8 protein-coding genes are annotated in these 17,241 nt (G+C 73.0%); 4 read left to right on the forward strand and 4 right to left on the reverse strand.

The genetic code is table 11. From position 1 onward, the window contains the following. Nucleotides 1-10 precede the first annotated feature (10 nt). Nucleotides 11-7,861 (forward strand): type I polyketide synthase, encoded by a 7,851-nt coding sequence (locus CCN51_RS25065; RefSeq protein WP_014175777.1) that lies wholly within the window; start codon nucleotides 11-13, stop codon nucleotides 7,859-7,861. A gap of 37 nt (nucleotides 7,862-7,898) precedes the next feature. Continuing rightward, on the forward strand, nucleotides 7,899-8,429 hold the full coding sequence (locus CCN51_RS25070; protein WP_143675886.1) for a chorismate--pyruvate lyase family protein: 531 nt from the start codon (nucleotides 7,899-7,901) through the stop codon (nucleotides 8,427-8,429). Between the two features lie 9 nt (nucleotides 8,430-8,438). Here the strand turns inward: CCN51_RS25070 and CCN51_RS25075 are convergent, their stop codons facing one another. Further along, complete coding sequence (locus CCN51_RS25075) at nucleotides 8,439-9,467, reverse strand: pirin family protein (protein ID WP_014175779.1); 1,029 nt, start codon at nucleotides 9,465-9,467, stop codon at nucleotides 8,439-8,441. A 164-nt stretch (nucleotides 9,468-9,631) separates the two neighbouring features. On the opposite strand from CCN51_RS25075, the gene CCN51_RS25080 reads away from it, so the two are divergent. Continuing rightward, on the forward strand, nucleotides 9,632-10,141 hold the full coding sequence (locus CCN51_RS25080) for a carboxymuconolactone decarboxylase family protein (protein ID WP_043489936.1): 510 nt from the start codon (nucleotides 9,632-9,634) through the stop codon (nucleotides 10,139-10,141). On the opposite strand, the gene CCN51_RS25085 is transcribed toward CCN51_RS25080, so the two are convergent. The 3 genes from CCN51_RS25085 to CCN51_RS25095 form a co-directional block, all read right to left on the reverse strand. Beyond that, the gene (locus CCN51_RS25085; RefSeq protein WP_014175781.1) at nucleotides 10,142-11,146 is read right to left on the reverse strand and encodes an NAD-dependent epimerase/dehydratase family protein; all 1,005 of its coding nucleotides are present in this window, start codon (nucleotides 11,144-11,146) and stop codon (nucleotides 10,142-10,144) included. Between the two features lie 138 nt (nucleotides 11,147-11,284). Next, nucleotides 11,285-12,352 carry a sulfotransferase family protein gene (locus CCN51_RS25090; protein WP_014175782.1) on the reverse strand — a complete coding sequence of 356 codons (1,068 nt, stop codon included), beginning with the start codon at nucleotides 12,350-12,352 and terminating at the stop codon, nucleotides 11,285-11,287. Nucleotides 12,353-12,587: 235 nt separating this feature from the next. Beyond that, entirely contained in the window at nucleotides 12,588-15,893 is a 3,306-nt protein-coding gene (locus CCN51_RS25095; protein ID WP_014175783.1) for a GH92 family glycosyl hydrolase, read from the reverse strand. Nucleotides 15,894-16,172: 279 nt separating this feature from the next. Between CCN51_RS25095 and CCN51_RS25100 the strand changes: the two genes are divergently transcribed. Then, a complete protein-coding gene (locus tag CCN51_RS25100; RefSeq protein ID WP_014175784.1) occupies nucleotides 16,173-17,051 on the forward strand; it encodes a GNAT family N-acetyltransferase in 879 nt (292 codons plus the stop codon). Nucleotides 17,052-17,241: the final 190 nt, after the last annotated feature.

The following is a 17,241-nucleotide window of genomic DNA, read 5'->3' on the forward strand; positions in this document are numbered from 1 at the left end:
AGGAGTGAGCATGCGTTACACGCTTCCCTCACTGTTCGCCGCGGCCACGGACGCCGCCGCGGACCGACCCGCGGTGTTCACCGACGGCGGATACCGGACCTGGGCGCAGTGGCGTGCGGAGGCGGACGCGCTGACCCGCGGCCTCCAGGAGCTGGGCGTCGGGCAAGGTGACGTGGTCGCCGTGCACCTGCCCAACTGCTGGGAATTCCTCACCGTCCACGTCGCCGTCGCCGCCACGGGCGCCGTGATGCTTCCGCTGCACATGGGCCTGGGGGTGAAGGAGCTGCGTTCGCTGCTCGAACGCACCCGGGCCCGGACGCTGGTCCTCACCCCCGGCCACCAGGGCCTGCCGTGCGGCGAGTTCGTCCGGCAGCTTCTGGAGGGATCGACGGCGCTCAGGCATGTGCTGGTCGCCGACGAAGCGGACGCGGATAGCGATGTGTCGTCACTGGGGGCGTTGGTGCGCCGCTGGCGAGGGACCGAGCCGCTGCCCGCGCAGGTCTCGCCGGAGGATCCGTTCGTTCTCCTCCCGTCCTCCGGTACGACCTCGCTCCGCCAGAAGATCTGCGTGCACACCCATGACGGTCTGCTGGCCAACGCCGCCGCCGTGGCCGCCGACGGTAAGGCGCTCGGCACCGACACGATCGTCAGCGGCAGCCCGTTCACCCATCTCTTCGGGCTCCTCTCGCTCCATCTCAGCCTGGTGACGCGGGGCAGGCAGGCGCTGCTGCGCCGGTGGGACGTGGCGGACTTCCTCCGGCTGGCCCGGCAGAGCGAGCCGACCGTGCTCTTCGCCGTACCCGCACAGCTGCGCGATGTCGTCTCCCGGCTGCGCTCGTCGGCCTACTCGGACGGAGCGGACAGACCGCGGCTGCGCGAGGTACGGGCCGCCGGCGCGGCCGTGCCCGCCACGCTGGTCGAGGACGCCGGGCGCCTGCTGGGCGCGCGGATGGTCACCCACTGGGGCATGTCCGAGTTGGGCGCGGGCCTGTACACCCGGCCCGATGACCCGCCGGAGGCGGCGACCGGCAGCATCGGCCGCCCGGTCTCCGGTGGCCGGGCGCGCGTGGTCGCGGAGGACGGTGGCCCATGCGCCATGGGCGAAACCGGGGAACTCCAGTTCCACGGGCCGTCCCTCTTCCAGGAGTACTTCGAGGACCCGGAGCTGACGCGGAACGCGTTCACCGGCGACGGCTGGCTACGGACCGGCGACCTGGCCAGTGTGAACGAGGACGGCACGATCGCCTTCCGGGGCCGCGACGCCGAGGTGATCAACGTCGGCGGGGTGAAGTTCAGCGCGGCGGAGATCGAGGGGCTGCTCGACGATCTGCCCGGCCTGGGGCTGCTCGCCGTCGTCGGCCGCCCGGACGACCGGCTCGGCGAGTATCCGTGCCTCGCCGTCACCTTGCGCGACGGCGCATCCGTCACCTTGGACGAGATCACCGGGCATCTGGCCGCCAAGGGGGTGGCCGAGTACAAGATCCCCGTCGAGCTGATCGTGCTCGACGACATGCCGTGCACCCCGACCGGAAAGATCGCCAAAAGCCGCCTCCCGACGATGCTCGACCACGAGGGACCGGTTGAGCGCACGCCGTGGGCCCGGCGGGTCCTGGCGCTGCCCCCGTCCGAGCGGCTTCAGCCGGCGCTGGACCTGGTGGGCGAACTCCTGGCCTCGGTGCTCGGGCGGTCCGACCGGATCGGCCCGGACCAGGTGTTCACGGAGTACGGCCTGAAGTCGCTGACCGCGGTCAGGCTGCGCGCCGGACTCGTCGAGGCCACCGGGCTCGGTCTGCCGACAACCGTCGCCTTCGACCTGCCGACTCCGAACCGGCTGGCCCGCCACTTGACCGGTCTCCTCACCGGAGAGCGAGACGGGGAGCCGCACGAGCCCGGCGCCGCGGTCCTGTCGCGGTCGTCCGACGAAGAGGATCCGGTCGTCGTCGTGGGCATGGGATGCCGGCTGCCGGGCGGCGGCGGGTCGCCCGCGGAGTTCTGGGACCTCCTCGCGGCCGGAGAGGAGGCGATCACCGGGTTTCCCTCCGATCGCGGCTGGGACCTCGCCCCGGACGCCTCGTACACCTCTCGCGGCGGCTTCCTCCCGGGCGCCGCCTGGTTCGACTCCGACTTCTTCCGGATCGCCCCACGGGAAGCCGTGACGATGGATCCCCAGCAGCGGCTGCTGCTGGAGACGGCGTGGGAGGCGCTGGAACACGCCCGGATCGACCCGGACTCGCTCAAGGACAGCGAAACCGGGGTCTTCGTCGGCATGATGGCCTCCGACTACGTATCGCGCTGCGCCGGAACGGCCGAGGACGCCGACGGCGGCACGGTGACCGGGAACACCGGCGGCGTCGCATCCGGCCGGATCTCGTATGTGCTGGGGCTTCGCGGCCCGTCCCTCACCGTGGACACGGCGTGCTCCTCTTCGCTGGTGGCCCTGCACCTGGCGGCGCGCTCGCTGCGGGACGGTGAGTGCTCGCTGGCGCTGGTCGGCGGCGCGACGGTCATGTCGACCCCGGCCACCTTCACGGAGTTCACCCGGCAGCAGGCCCTCGCGGCCGACGGGCGGTGCAAGGCGTTCGCCGCCGCGGCCGACGGGACGGGCTTCTCGGAAGGGGTCGGGGTGCTCGTCCTCGAACGCCTCTCGGACGCCCGCCGGACCGGCCATCGTGTACTCGGTGTCATCCGGGCCACGGCCGTCAACCAGGACGGAGCCTCGAACGGCCTGACCGCCCCCAACGGCCAGGCGCAACAACTGGTGATCCGCCGCGCGCTGGCGCAGGCCGGACTCCAAGGGGCCGACGTGGACGTGGTGGAGGCCCACGGCACGGGCACCAGGCTCGGCGACCCGATCGAGGCGCGGGCGATCCTGGCGGCGTACGGGGAGGACCGCGAAAGCCCGCTGCTGCTGGGCTCGGTGAAGTCGAACATCGGCCACACCCAGGCCGCCGCGGGCGTTCTCGGGACAATCAAGATGATCATGGCCCTGCGCCGTGGGGTGGTACCCAGGACCCTGCACGTGGACGAGCCCACCCCGCACGTGGACTGGACCGCGGGAGCGGTGCGCCTGGTCACCGAGCCGGTGCCCTGGCCGGAGGCCGGACGGCCGCGCCGCGCCGGTGTCTCGGCGTTCGGGATCAGCGGTACGAACGCCCATGTCATCGTCGAGCAGGCCCCACCGGATGACGAACGGGCCGAAGAGAGCTCGGTGGCGGGGCAGGGCGCGGTGAAGGGGCAGGGCGCGGTGAAGAGGGAAGGAGCTGCCTCCGCGGTGCCGCTGATCCTCTCGGCAGCGACACCGCAGGCACTGAGCGATCAGGCCGCACGGGTGCTCGCCCTCCTGGAGACGGGTGCCGCACCCGCGGATGTCGGCTACTCGCTGGCCGCCACCCGCGCACGGCTCGACCATCGCGCCGTCGTGCGGGGCGCCGATCGGGACGACCTGGCCGCGCTTGCCTCCGGGGCGCCCGGTGCCGCGGTGACCGGTCAGGCGGACCTGCGGGGCCGGACCGTGTTCGTCTTCCCCGGTCAGGGCGCGCAATGGGTCGGCATGGGCGTCGAACTGCTCGGCTCCTCCCCCGCTTTCGCCGCCGCGATGGCGGAGTGCGAGCGCACACTGGCCGAGTTCGTCGACTGGTCGTTGACCGAAGTCCTCGGCGACGAATCGGCCCTGCGCAGGGACGAAGTCGTCCAGCCCGCCCTCTTCGCCGTCATGGTCTCGCTGGCACGCCTGTGGCAGTCCCACGGCGTCGTACCGGACGCGGTGGTCGGCCATTCACAGGGGGAGATCGCGGCCGCGCATATCGCGGGTGTGCTGTCGCTGCGCGACGCCGTCCGGGCGGTCGTCCGCCGCAGCATGCTCTGCTCCTCCCTGGCCGGCACCGGTCTGCTGCTGTCGGTCGAGGCGGCACACGACGTCGAGCAACGGATCTCCGGAATGCCGGAAGTGAGCGTCGCCGCGTACAACGGGCCCTCCTCCGTGGTCCTGGCGGGAGACACCGCGTCCGTCACCGCACTGGCCGAGGAGTACCAGGCCGAGGGGGTACGGGCCCGGGTCATCCCGGTCCGCTACGCCTCGCACTCCGTCCATGTCGAGCCCATCCGGGACCGTCTGCTGGAAGAGCTCGCCGACATCCGCCCGCAACCGGCGCGCATCCCCTGGTACTCGACGGTGACCGGCCGGGTGATGGCAGGCCCGGAGGCCGACGCCCGCTACTGGTACGACAACCTCCGCCGGCCGGTGCGGTTCGCCCAGGTCGTGGAGACCCTGGCGTCAGCGGGGTTCAGCCACTTCGTCGAGGCCGGCCCCCGCCCCGTGCTCGCCGCCGCGATCCAGGAGACGGTGGGCGGATCCGGCCTGGCCCTGGCCACGTTGCGCCGTGATCAGGGCGGTGCCGACCGGTTTACGACATCGCTGGCCGAGGGGTACGTACGCGGGCTTGCCGTCGACTGGACGAGCCCGTTCGACGGCAGCGGAGCCCGCCATATCGACCTGCCCACCTACCCCTTCCAGCGCCGCCGCTACTGGGTCGACACGGCGGCGCGGTCGTCTGCGGCCGGACTCGGCCAGCGGACCGTCGCCCACCCGCTGCTCGCGGCGCTCGTCGAGCACCCCGACGCCGGTGCCGGTGCCGGTGGCGCGGTGTTCACCGGCCGGATCTCGCTGGCCGAGCACACCTGGCTGGGCGACCACCGGATAGCGGGCACGGCCGTGCTCCCGGGAACGGCGCTGCTGGAGCTGGCGGCCCATATCGGGGACCACTTCGGCCACGGGCGGGTGGAGGAGCTGATCCTCCAGGCCCCGCTGGCCGTACCCGACGACGTCGGTGTCCAGGTTCAGGTACGCGTGGTCCACGAGCACGACGACCGCCTGGCGCTGACCGTCCACGCGCGGAACGAGGAACAGGAGCCCTGGACGACCTGCGCGACCGGCGTGGTCACACCGGACACGGAACCCCCCGGGTCCGCCGGGTTCGCACCGGCCGCCTGGCCGCCCGCCGACGCACAGCCCGTACCGCTGGACGCCGTATACGCGCCGCTCGTCGAGGCCGGTGTGGTGCACGGGCCGGTCTTCCGCGGGCTGCGCGCGGTGTGGCGGCGGGGCAGCGAGCTGTACGCCGAAGTCACCCGGCCCGAGGACCTGCGGGACGGCCCGCTCCCCTTCGCCCTGCACCCCGCGCTGCTGGACGGAGCCCTTCACCCGACGGCGCTGGCCCACGACCATTCCGCCGGTCCCGCGCTGCCGTTCTGCTGGCGGGGGGTGAGCCTGTTCGCGACGGGAGCCACGGCGCTGCGGGTGCGCCTGTGGCCGGACGAGCGGACCGGCGGGACCGCCCTGGACATCGCCGACGACCGGGGGCTCCCGGTCGCCCGGGTGAACTCCCTGATCACCCGCCGCCTGGCGGGCGGCCGTCTCCAGCAGGACACGATCGCCCGGCAGTCGCTGTTCCGGATGGACTGGACAGCGGCCGCAGACCGGTCGGCTGCAGACCGGTCGGCCGGCGACCGCGAGGTGCTGGACGTGAGCGCCGAGCGGGACCCGCGGACCGCGCTCACCCGGGTGCTGACCGCGCTGCAGGACAAGGCGGCGCGGAGGGCCGGACTGGTGGTGCTGACCAGCCGTGCGGTGGCCACTACCGACCGGGAGGACGTCGATCCCGCCCAGGCCGCCGTATGGGGCCTGGTCCGCTCGGCCCAGCGGGAGGACCCCGGTCTCTTCGTCCTCGCGGATACCGACGACCCGGCGTCGTTCGAGCGGACCGTGCCCCTCCGCGAACCCGAATTCGCCGTCCGCTCCGGCTCAGTGCTGGTGCCCCGGCTGGCCCGGCAGGCGGCGGGCGGCGAACCGGTGACCGTGGACCCGGACGGGACGGTACTGATCACCGGCGGCACCGGAACACTCGGCGGACTGCTGGCCAGGCACCTGGTCGACCGGTACAAGGTGCGCCATCTGCTGCTGGTCTCCCGGCAGGGGCCCGACGCGCCCGGGACGGCGGCGCTGCACGAGGAGTTGGCCGCCGCCGACTGCCAGGTGGACATCGTCGCCTGCGACGTCGGCGACCGTGCCGCCCTCGCCGCCGTACTGGCCGGCATCGACCCGGATCATCCGCTGACCGGTGTCGTCCACGCGGCGGCGGTGCTCGACGACGGCGTCATCGGCTCGCTGAGCGCGAAGCGGTTCGACGCGGTGCTGCGGGTGAAGGCCGATGCCGCCCGGCATCTCCACGAGCTCACCCGGGACCGCCCCCTGGATCTGTTCGTCCTGTTCTCCTCGGTCGCCGGCCTGCTGGGCAGTTCCGGCCAGGGCAACTACGGCGCGGCCAACGCCTATGTGGACGGGCTGGCGGCACACCGCCGGGCGCGGGGCCTGCCGGCCGTATCCGTGGCCTGGGGCCTGTGGGAGCAGGCCAGCGGTATGACCGGCGCGATGACGGACGCCGACCGGCACAGGCTCTCCCAGAGCGGTATCGGCGCCCTGGCCGACGAGGACGGGCTCGCGCTCTTCGACGCCGCCCTCACCGTCGGCCCGGCGCTGCTCGCGGCGGTGCGCGTCGACCTCACGGCGCTGCGGTCCGGGCTCCCGGCACCGATCTGGCACGGCATCGTACGGCCCCCGAGCGCCCGGACCACGGCCGCCGCGGCCGGTACAGGGACGGGTGCCGAGACACCGGACTCGTTCCGCCGGCGGCTCGCCGGGCTCGACGAGGCCGAGCGGATACCGGTCTTCCAGGAGCTGGTGCGGTCCCGAGCCGCCGCCGTGCTGGGCTATCGCGATCCGTCCGACGTGGATCTCAACCGTCCGTTCCTGCAGAACGGATTCGATTCGCTCTCGGCGACGCAACTGCGCAACAGGCTCAGCGAGGCCACCGGTCTGCAGCTGACCCCCATGACGGTGTTCGACGCCAAGACCCCCGCCGCACTCGCCGAGTGGCTGAGCGGCGCGATGAGCGGAGCAGCGGACCCGGACCTCCGGGAGGCGGATCCGCCGACGGCGGCACCGCACCCCGACCCCGGCTCCGACTCCGGCTCCCACTCCGGCTCCGACTCCGTCTGCCTGCTGATTCGGCGCGCGGCGGAGGAGGGGAAGACGGAGCGGGCCTTTCACCTCATGCGAGCGGTGGCGGACCTCAGGCCGACATTCGCCTCCGTCGCCGATCTCCAGCGGATTCCCGCGCCGACGGCCCTGACCGAAGGGCCGCCTAGCACCCGGCTGATCGCCCTGAGCTCGCCGATGGCGAACGGCGGAGTGCACCAACACGCCCGGCTCGCCGCGCATTTCCAGGACACCATGCCCGTCTCGGCGGTACCGCTGCCGGGATTCGCGCCGGACGAGAAACTACCTGAGACCGCCGAGGCGGCCGTCGCGGTGGCGGCCGAATCCGTACGGAAAGCCGCTGACGGCGATCCATTCGTCCTTCTGGGATATTCCTCCGGAGGAGCGCTGGCCTACGCCGTGGCCCGCCATCTGGAGACGGAACACCAAGTCCGGCCCGCGGCGATCGTCATGCTCGACACATTCCGGCCCGGCGACACCGCGGCCCCCGTCGGCCCCGTACTGCGCCGGATATTCGCCGATGGCCACGCCTTCGGCGGAATCACCGGCGATACGCTGTCCGCCATGGGGCGCTGGCTCGCGGTGATGTCCGAGCTGAGCTTCGAACCGGTCGCCGCGCCGGTCCTGTTCGTCCAGGCCGAGCAGCCGCTGGCGGCGGACGACCCGGATACGGACCGCCGGCCGGCGGGACCCTTCGAGCGGACACACGATCTCAGGACCGTACGGTCCGACCATTTCGCCATGGTCGGCACGGACTCGTCTCAGACCGCCCAGGTGATCCAGGAATGGCTCACATCCACACTCTGACCACATTGCACGGCTGCTCACGGAAAGGAGGTGGGTGGTGAAACTCTCATCAGTTTCACGTACTTTCAGCCCCGCGATAACCCGCATGCTCTTGGCCTCGGACGGTTCGACCACCTTGCTGCTGGAGGCGCTGACCGGTGGCGAGCTCACGATCGATGTCCTCTACCAGGGCAGGGCGTACGCCCGGGATTTTCCGCCGGAGATATCGGATTCCATCGGCGTCGGCACGGAATCCGAAATACTGGTCCGCCGGTCGCGGTTGCGGACCGCGACCGGGGAACCGATCTCCAAGAACCTCGTCGTGGCGCGACGGGAGCACCAGAGCCCGATGCTGGGCCTGTTGAGCGACAGGCACGCGCCGCTGGGCCGCGGACTGGTCTCACTCGGCCTGAGTCAGGCCCGTCACATCGTCGCGACAGGAGAGGACCGGTGGGACGAATCGCCGGCCGGCGAACCCTGCGCATACAAGGCGTACGTCCTGGTCGAGCAAGGCAATCCCGTGTTGTACATCCACGAGAAATTCAACCCTTTGTACGTGCCGCTGAAGCAAGCGTCGTGCTGTGGCTAGGTCTATCCGTCAGCGCGCCTGGCCCCGCGGCTTCAGCGGCGCGTTGGGCAGCTCGGGCGCGGGCAGCCGGTCGCCGTCGTACCCCGTCACCTCGCCGAAGCGCGAGCCCGTCATCCAGTCCTCGCGGGCCTGTGCGATGTCCTCGTGCGACCGCCCGATGAAGTTCCACCACATCACGATCTGCTCCCCGAACGGCGTCCCGCCGAGCAGCACCATCCGGGCGGCGGAGTCCGTGGTGTTCGTCAGCTCGAGCGTCCCGTTCCCGGGGGCGAGGTAGCCGAGTTCGGCGGGGTTCAGGAGCGTATGGGCCATGCGGACCTCACCGCGGTCCACGAGGACGCCGTGCTCGAAGCTTGGGTCGATGCCCAGGCAGACCGTGGCGTGCGGCTCGAGGATGATCTCGGCGCCCAGCAGGGGGCTGAAGGTGGGCACCGGTGAGGTGCCGCCCGCGAGGGAGCCGAGGAAGACCCTGGCCTCGCCCACGGGCCCGCCCTCGGCCGCCCCGTCGCCGACCGCCCCGCCCTCGGCCGCCCGGTCGCCGGGCAGGGCGATGGGGCTCGGCACATAGTGCTGGAAGTCGCGGTCGGTGTGCCGGTGCGCCTCGGGCAGGGCCACCCACAGCTGTACGCCGTGCAGGATCGTGGTCCGGGCGGTGGAGACCTCGGAGTGGCTGATCCCGTGGCCGCCGGTCATCAGGTTCAGCTCGCCCGGCCGTACGAAGGCGTGGCTGCCCAGGCTGTCGCGGTGCTCGATCTCCCCGCTGAACAGCCAGCTCACCGTCTGCAGACCGGTGTGCGGATGCGGCGCGACGTCCATCCCGCCGCTGACGGAGACGTCGTCGGGGCCGTAGTGGTCCGCGAAGCACCAGGCGCCGATCAGCGACCTGGCCCGCTGTGGCAGGGTGCGTCGTACGGTCATCGCGCGCGGGCCGCCCAGCGGAACGTCGCGCGGGGTCAGCACCTCCACGCGCGGGGCGGCCGCTCCCTCAGGGGAGGCACCGCAGCGCTGCACGGCGGGCCGGGTCTCGGTGTTGCTCATGGCGCGAGCCTCCTAAGCGGGGATAGTTGTACGCTCAACAATAATAGCGATGATAGATCGACACCTCGGTGAGGTGCGCAACATACCGGAAGCCGTCGACGCGGCCCGGTGAAGGAGTGCAGGTGACGGACACGGCAGCGACCTCCGCGGCGACCTCCAGCGACATCGACAAGGCGGCCTCCGCCGAGGGGCGGGGGAAGCGGATCTTCGTCGACAAGCAGAGCCCGCAGGCCTACGGCGCGCTGGTGCAGACCGCCGAGGCGGTCCGGGAGACCGCCGCCGAGGCCGGGCTCGACCGGACGCTCGTGGAGCTGGTCAATCTGCGTGTGTCCCAGATCAACCGCTGCGCATTCTGTCTGAACCTGCACACCAAGGCCGCACTGCGGGCCGGCGAGACGACACAGCGCCTGGGCGTGCTGGCGGCGTGGCGCGACACGGAGGTGTTCACCGGGCGGGAGCGGGCCGCGCTCGGCCTCGCCGAGGCGACCACCACCCCCGCGGACGCCGCCGTGCAGGAGGCGGCCTACGGCGAGGCGCGCCAGGTGCTGTCCGACGACGAGATCTCGGCGGTGATCTGGGTGGCGATCGCCATGAACGCGTTCAACCGGGTCTCGATCATGAGCAAGCACCCCGTACGGCCCGTCCCGGGGCCGCGGCAGACGCCCTCCGCCTGACTAGGAGTGTCCGGCCGCTCTCAGCACCTTCGCCTCCCGCTCCGGGTCGAGACCCACCGGGGGGCGGTCCGGACGCTGGGGTGCCCGGCCGCCCAGCCGGCGCAGCCACTCCCAGGTGGCGGCCACGGTCTCGGCGACGGGACGGCAGCGCAGACCCGCGGCGAGCGCCCGGGACACATCCCCTGCGTACATCGTGTCGCACAGCTCCCCCGGCGGCAGCCAGACCGGCAGCTCGGTCCACGGCTCGACACCGGCCGCCAGGACCGCCTCCGGGTCCGTCCAGCGCAGCTCGGCGTCCGACCCGGTGACGGCCGCGCACGCCTCCAGCAGCTCGCCGAAGGTCGCCTGGCCCGGCGGGCTCACCAGGTTGTACGGGCCGCCGAGCCCGCGCTCGGCCGCGTCCAGCACCCAGCCGGCCAGGTCGCGGACGTCGATGTACTGCAGCGCCAGCTCGCGCGGCCCCGGCGCCAGGACCGGGCCGCCCTGGGAGATACGCGTCAGCCACCACGGCAGCCGGCCGACGTTCTCGTACGGGCCCAGGATCAGCCCCGCCCGGGCCAGCAGCGCCCGCTCGCCGAACGCCGCCTGCGCCGCCAGCTCCCCGCCCCTCTTGGCCTGGGCGTACTCGACCTCGCCCGCGTCCGGCGACCCCTCCACCAGCGGGCCGTCCTCGTCGAGCCCGGCCGGGGCGGGATAGGCGTAGACGGACCGGCTGGAGATGTAGACGTACTGCCCGGCGCGCCCGGCCAGCAGCCGCGCCACGTCGCGCACGGCGGACGGCGCGCCCGACCAGGTGTCGACGACGACGTCCCACTCCCCCGCCCCGGGCGCCTCCAGGGCCGCCAGGCCGCCCACGGCGCTGCGGTCGCCCCGCAGGGCGGCCACGCCCGGCGGCGGGTCGTGGCGTCCGCGGTGGAACGCCGTCACCTGCCAGTCGCGCGCCAGCGCCTCCTCGGCGATGGCGCGCCCCACGAATTCCGTACCGCCCAGCAGCAGAAGTCTCATGACGGTGACTCTGCCCGCCGGGTGGCGCCGGCGGAATCGCCGCATGCTGAGAGCAGAATCGCTGTGGGCAGAATCCCGGCTGGGGAGCGGAATCCCGCGGGGAGCCGGAGCGCGCTACGCCCCCGCCAGGGCCGCGCGCTACGCCCCCGCCAGGGCCGCGCGCAGCGCCTCGGCGCCCGGGGCGCAGGACTTCCGCAAAGCGGACAGCTCGTCCGGGGGGAGGCAGAGGGCGGAGCCGCGCCGGCTGTGGTCGAGCGTGGCCTCGGCCGCCGTCAGCCACTCCTCCGTGGGCTCGACGCCGACGAACTCCGCCAGCCGGGTCAGCTCGGACCGGGGCGCGTCGAGCAGCTCCTCGTAGGACAGGGTCGTACGGGAGCCCTCCGGGACCCATGACAGCGCCGTCAGGCCCCGGCTGATCAGGCGCGACCACATCTCGCCGAACCGGGCGACCGGCACCGGCGCCGCCATCAGCAGCGCGGGGTCGAACCGTTCGGCGAACAGCCCCGCGAGGTCGGGCGGCAGGGTCTTCAGGTGCTGGTCGGTGAGCCGGGGCACCAGCGGGCCCGCCCCGGACGCGCTCCTGGCGTCCATGGTGCGCAGGATCATCCGGAAGCCGGGGTGGCGGCTCATCGACAGCGCGCAGTCCGGCCCGTCCCGGAACATATGGACGAACCGCGCCTCGGGGAACGCCTCCCGGATCCAGGGCACCCAGCTCAGCGAGCCGCCGGAGCGCTCGACGACCGCACCGCCGCCGAACCGGTCGGCCAGCAGCTCGAACAGCGCCTCGTACTGCCGGGCGACGGGGCGGCCGGGCCAGGCCGAGACGCGTGGCGCGAGCTCGTCGAAGAGCGCGTCCGGGTCGTCGGTGAGATGCGGCAGGACCATCATGCACAGGGCGGGGATGCCGGTGGTCTCGGCCGAGAAGCGGCCGGGGCGCCGGGGGTACAGGAATTCCGGCGACGGGGTGCCGCTGCGGATCATCCGGTCGAAGTCCTCGTTCGGCCGGGTGATGAGCTGCCAGAAGTCCGCGCCGGCCAGGACCCGCCCGGGCAGCGGATGACGGTGGGGCTCCGCGCCGAGGGAGGTGAACAGCTCGTTGACGCTGAGGATGCCGGGGTGCAGGTTCAGGACGTGCGACAGCGCGGTCGAGCCGCTGCGTCCGGTGCCGACGACGAACGTCAGGGGCCGCGTGCTGATGTGGTCCACCTCCGGTGTTGGCCTGCCGTCGCGGGAGGGCGGTACGGCGGTACGGGCGGCGGCCGTCGCGCGGGCGGCCGCCGGGCAGCGATCAAGTAAAGGGCGTGGCGTCGCCGGGGCGCAAGGGCGGTGCCGGGACTGGGTGTTCACCGGCCGGGTGGGCCGGTGAACACCCCCGTACGTCCCGTACGCCCCGCCTCGAAGCCTCGACGCCTCGACGCCCGGCCGCCCGGCCGCCCGGCCGTCAGCCGCGGGCGATGGCGAAGACGTGGAGGTCCGCGTTGTCCGGCAGCGTGACGCTCTTGATCGTCTTGCCGTCCGGCGCCCGGAACGCCTTCGTCGCGAAGATGTAGGCGTCCACGACGTCCTTGTCCCCGCCGCTAATGTTGCGGTACGGGGTCCTGGCGACGGTCACGTTGTCGTACTGGACCGTCCCTCCGCCGCCGCCCACCGTCCAGTCGGTGAAGGACAGCTCGGCGCTGTCCGAACTGCCGTCGGCGTAGGTGATCTTGGCGGTGGTCTCCTGGTTGCCGTTGACCGCGCTGCCGACGAACGACAGGGCGGTGGAGGCCGGCAGGTCGATGCTCTGGCCGTCGGCCGAGGCGTTGTCGGGGCGGCCGGCGGGCGAGTCGGGCCAGGTGAACTCCAGGCCCTGGACGGTGCCCCGGGCGCCCGGTGCGAGACCGGCCTCGGTCAGGGCCTGGCGCGAATAGCTCCAGCCGCCGCCGTCGTAGTCGCCCTCGTCGTGCTCGCCCGCGTCGTCGGTGGCGCCGACGTTGTTGTACGCGGCGAGCAGGCTGCCGGGCCCGGCGACGGTCACCGCCACCGGCTGGACGACGTCCGTGCCCTCGCCGGTCACCGTCACCTTGGCGTCGTAGAAGCCCTCGGCCGTGTCCTTCCCGGCCCGCAGGGTGATCTCGGCCGTACCGTCGGCCCCCACCGTCCCGGAGGCGGGCGAGGCGGTGAGCCCGTCCGGGGCGTCGGCGGTGAAGCGCACCTCTGGGCGGTCACCGTCGCGGACCGGGACGGCGGCCACCTTCACCGTCAGGCTCTCGCCGGGCGCGACGGTGCCGGTGGTGGGCCCCACGCCGATCTGGTACGGCTGCTCGCCGTCGCGGAAGGACGGGGGCGCGTCGGCCGCGGCCGAGCCCCAGGAGCGGTTGGGCGCCTCGCCGAGGGCGTACTCCAGCGTGCCGCCGCGCCTGACGAACGACTCCGGCAGCCAGGGCCGGCCGCTCGCCCGGCCGTCGACCTTCAGCGACTGGACGTACGGCGCGTCCGGCGCCGCCTGCGGGGCCCGGATGGAGATGTCACGGCCGCCGCGCTCGATCTCCACGCGCGGGAACAGCGGGGAGGCCAGCACCAGTTCGGCGCGGGAGGGGACCTGCGGATACATGCCGAGGGCCGAGAACACGTACCAGGACGACATCTCGCCGAGGTCGTCGTTGCCCGGGATACCGCCGGGCTCGGTGCTCCACAGCTGCCGCATCGCCGCGCGGACGGTCTCCTGGGTCTTGTACGGCGCTCCGGCGTAGGCGTACAGATACGGCACGTTGATCGACGGCTCGTTGTCCAGTTCGGCCTTCTCGCCGCCCGCGCCGGTGAGCGCCCAGCCGCCGTCGGCGTCGTGGAAGAAGGAGTCCAGGCGCTTGACCGCGGCGCCCCTGCCGCCCAGGGCGGCGAACAGGCCCGCCGGGTTGTGCTGCACCATCCAGGTGTACTGGGCGCTGGTGCCCTCGACGAAGCCGTTGCCGGTGGCCGGGGTGAAGCCGGTGACCCAGCTGCCGTCCGCCTTGCGGTTGGCCATGTATCCGCCGGTGTCCGGATCGGCGGCCGCGTTGAAGTTGTTCTGCCACCACTGGGCGCGGGCCGCGAAGGCACGGGCGGTGTCCGGCTCCCCCGCCGCCTCGGCGAGCTGCGAGATCGCGAAGTCCGCGCCCGACATCTCCAGGGTCTCGGCCGCGCCGCCCCAGGCGTTGGAGACGGACGGCATGTAGTGCAGCTTCAGATACTTGTCGAGGGAGGGCCGCTGGCCCACCGACATGATCGGCTTACCGGCCGGTCTTGTGTCCTTCTCCGTCGGCACGGTGGCGGCCTGAACCAGCGAGTCGAGGGCGCCGTCGAGGTCGAAACGGGTGCCGCCGAAGGCCCGGATCCCGGCGAGGGCGGCGGCCGACGGGTCGCCGTTCATGACGTGGGTGCCGGAGGAGTTGTGGATCCACCGGTCCCATACGCCGCCGTTCTGGTGCGCGAAGTTCAGCAGCGACTGCGCGATGTCGGAGCCGCGGCCGGGGTCGAGGAGCGTGAGCAGCTGGACCTGGGAGCGGTAGACGTCCCAGCCGGAGAAGGTGCCGTACTGGGCCCGGTGGCCCGGGGTCACCGAATGGACCTCGCCGTCGCTGCCCCGGTAGCGGCCGTCGGTGTCGCTGATGACGTTGGGGTGCAGCAGCGAGTGGTAGAGCGCGGTGTAGAACGTGGTGCGGTCCGTGTCCGAGCCGCCGCCGACCCTGATGTCGGCCAGCCGTCGGCGCCAGGCGTCGTACGCGGCGTCGCGCACCTGCCCGAAGCCGCGCCCCGGCGGGTTCTCGGCGGCCAGGTTGGCCTTGGCTCCCGCCTGGCCGACGTAGCTGATGCCGACCTTGACCCCGACCCGGCGAGTGCCGTCGGGGAAGCGGAGGTAGCCGCCGGAGCCCTTCCCGGCGACGGGGCGGCCGTCGGTGCCGTACCCGCCGGTGCCGCCCTCGGCGGTCGTGGTGCCGGGGCGCAGCCGGTCGTCCTGCCAGGTGCCGTGGGCGGTGAACGCGGTGTCGAAGGTGGCGGTGAAGTGGAGTGTGTAGTAGCTGCGGCGCCCTTCGGGGTCGAGGTAGCCGCAGAAGTTGCCGCTGGTGACCGAGCCGGAGACGGTGCGGTGCGCCGGGTCGATCGTGATGTCCGCGTCCGTGCTGCCGACTTCGGACGCGGAGGTGCGGATGAGCAGCGAGGCCGCCTTGCCCTCGGGGTAGGTGAAGCGGGCGGACCCGGTGCGGGCGGTGGCGGTCAGATCGGCTCCGGCGCCGGAGGCGAGGGTGACCTGGTACCGGCCGGGCCGCGCGGTCTCGTCCTCGTGCCGGAAGTCGGCCGCGTACACCTCGTCCTTGGTGTCCGCGGCGGGGGACGAGGTGACCTCGCCCGGGAAGGGGAAGAACGGAATGTCGCCGGAACCGCCCGCGCAGCCGGTGCCGGACATATGGGTGAGGCTGAACCCCCGGATGCGGGTCGCGTCGTACTGGTAGCCGCCGGGGGCGGCGGTGCGGGTGGCGTTGCCGCGGGTGTTCTCGGGGCTCCAGGAGAGCATGCCGAAGGGGACGACGGCCCCGGGATAGGTGTTGCCGCCGTTGCGGCTGCCGATGAGCGGATCGACGTAGGCGGCGGGGTCCTTGACGAGTTCGGCCGCCGCCACGGTCGGCTTGGTGGTCGGCGCGGCCGTCGCGGGGGCGGCGGTCAGCGCGGACGCGAGCAGTCCGGCGGTCAGGGCCGCGGCCGCCAGGGCGGCCGGGGGTCTTGAAGACATCGCGGTCCCATCTTTCGCGCAGGGCCGCGTTCGCCAGGTCGAGCAAGCCGCAGGGACCGTACCGCACGGGGCGCGTCGGCCGTAAGGGCGCCTCAGGCCGGTCGGCCCGCTTGAACTGCGTGTGGTGGACCGGCACTTGACAGCGCGGGCCGGTTGGCGGCGTACTGATCCCCAGAGCCCCTTTGACAACGTTGTCGCGCTCGTGGGTCGACCAAGCCACGTCCACACAACCGACAACACACTTCGCGCGCCCGCCAACCAGCCCGCCATCATGGGCGCATGATTGTCCGCCAACTACGCGACACCGAGGAGGACGCCGAGGCGGTACGTACCGTGGCCGCCGCCGCCTTCGGCGCCTCCCGCGCCCTCCCCGGCGAGACCGACGACGAGTGGCCGCCGCGCCGCGTCGCCTCCGTCCACGGCCGCAACCGGCACCTCGCCCGCACCGACCCCGGCGGCTGCTGGCTCGCCGTGGACGACGCCGGGATGCCGGTCGGCGCGGCGCTGTCCCACAGACGGGAGGGCACCTGGGGTCTTGCGCTGTTCGCGGTGCTGCCGCGGGCGCAGGGGCGGGGCCTGGGCCGGGAGTTGCTGACGGCGGCACTCGCGTACGGGCGGGCGTGTCTGCGCGGGATCATCGTCGGCTCCGAGGACCCGCGGGCGGCCGCCACGTACCGGCAGGCGGGTTTCACCCTGCACCCGGCCATCCGCATGCGCGGAATCGTCAACAAGGAGCGGCTGCCGTCGCCGGACGGGGCGGTCTTCGAGGGCGGGGCCAGACAGCGGGACATGATGGACTCCGTCGACCGCCGCACCCGGGGCGGGGCACACGGCCCCGACCACGAACTGCTGCTGCGCCAGTGCCGGCTGTTCGTCTCGGACGACCTGGCGGGCAGCGGATACTGCTACGTCGGCGACGACGGCAAGGTCGAGCTGCTGGCGGCGACCTCCCGGCGGCTGGCGACGCGGCTGCTGACCGCCGCGCTGCTCAGCCTGCCGGAGGGCACCGAGGCCCGGGTCCCGAGCCTGACGGCCGAGCAGGAGTGGGCGGTGGACGTGGGCCTGGCGGCGGGGCTCGAGCTGTCCACCCGGGGTTATGTGTGCCTGCGCGGGATGCGGCCGCCTACTCCGTACATCCCGTCCGGCACCTTTCTCTGACGGAACCGGCGCGCCGAGCGGCGCTGTCAGTGCCGCTCGATACGATCCACGGCACACATGCTTTCGGGGGGAGGCCATATGGACGAACAGACGACGGGTGACGGTGACGCCGCCAGTGGCGGTGGGGGTGGTGGACGGCTGCGCCGCGCCCTGGCGGCGCGGCGCGGACGCGCGGCGCTGGCGGGTGGGC

This window comes from Streptomyces milbemycinicus (assembly GCF_002154605.1).
In the GTDB taxonomy this organism is placed as follows: domain Bacteria; phylum Actinomycetota; class Actinomycetes; order Streptomycetales; family Streptomycetaceae; genus Streptomyces; species Streptomyces milbemycinicus.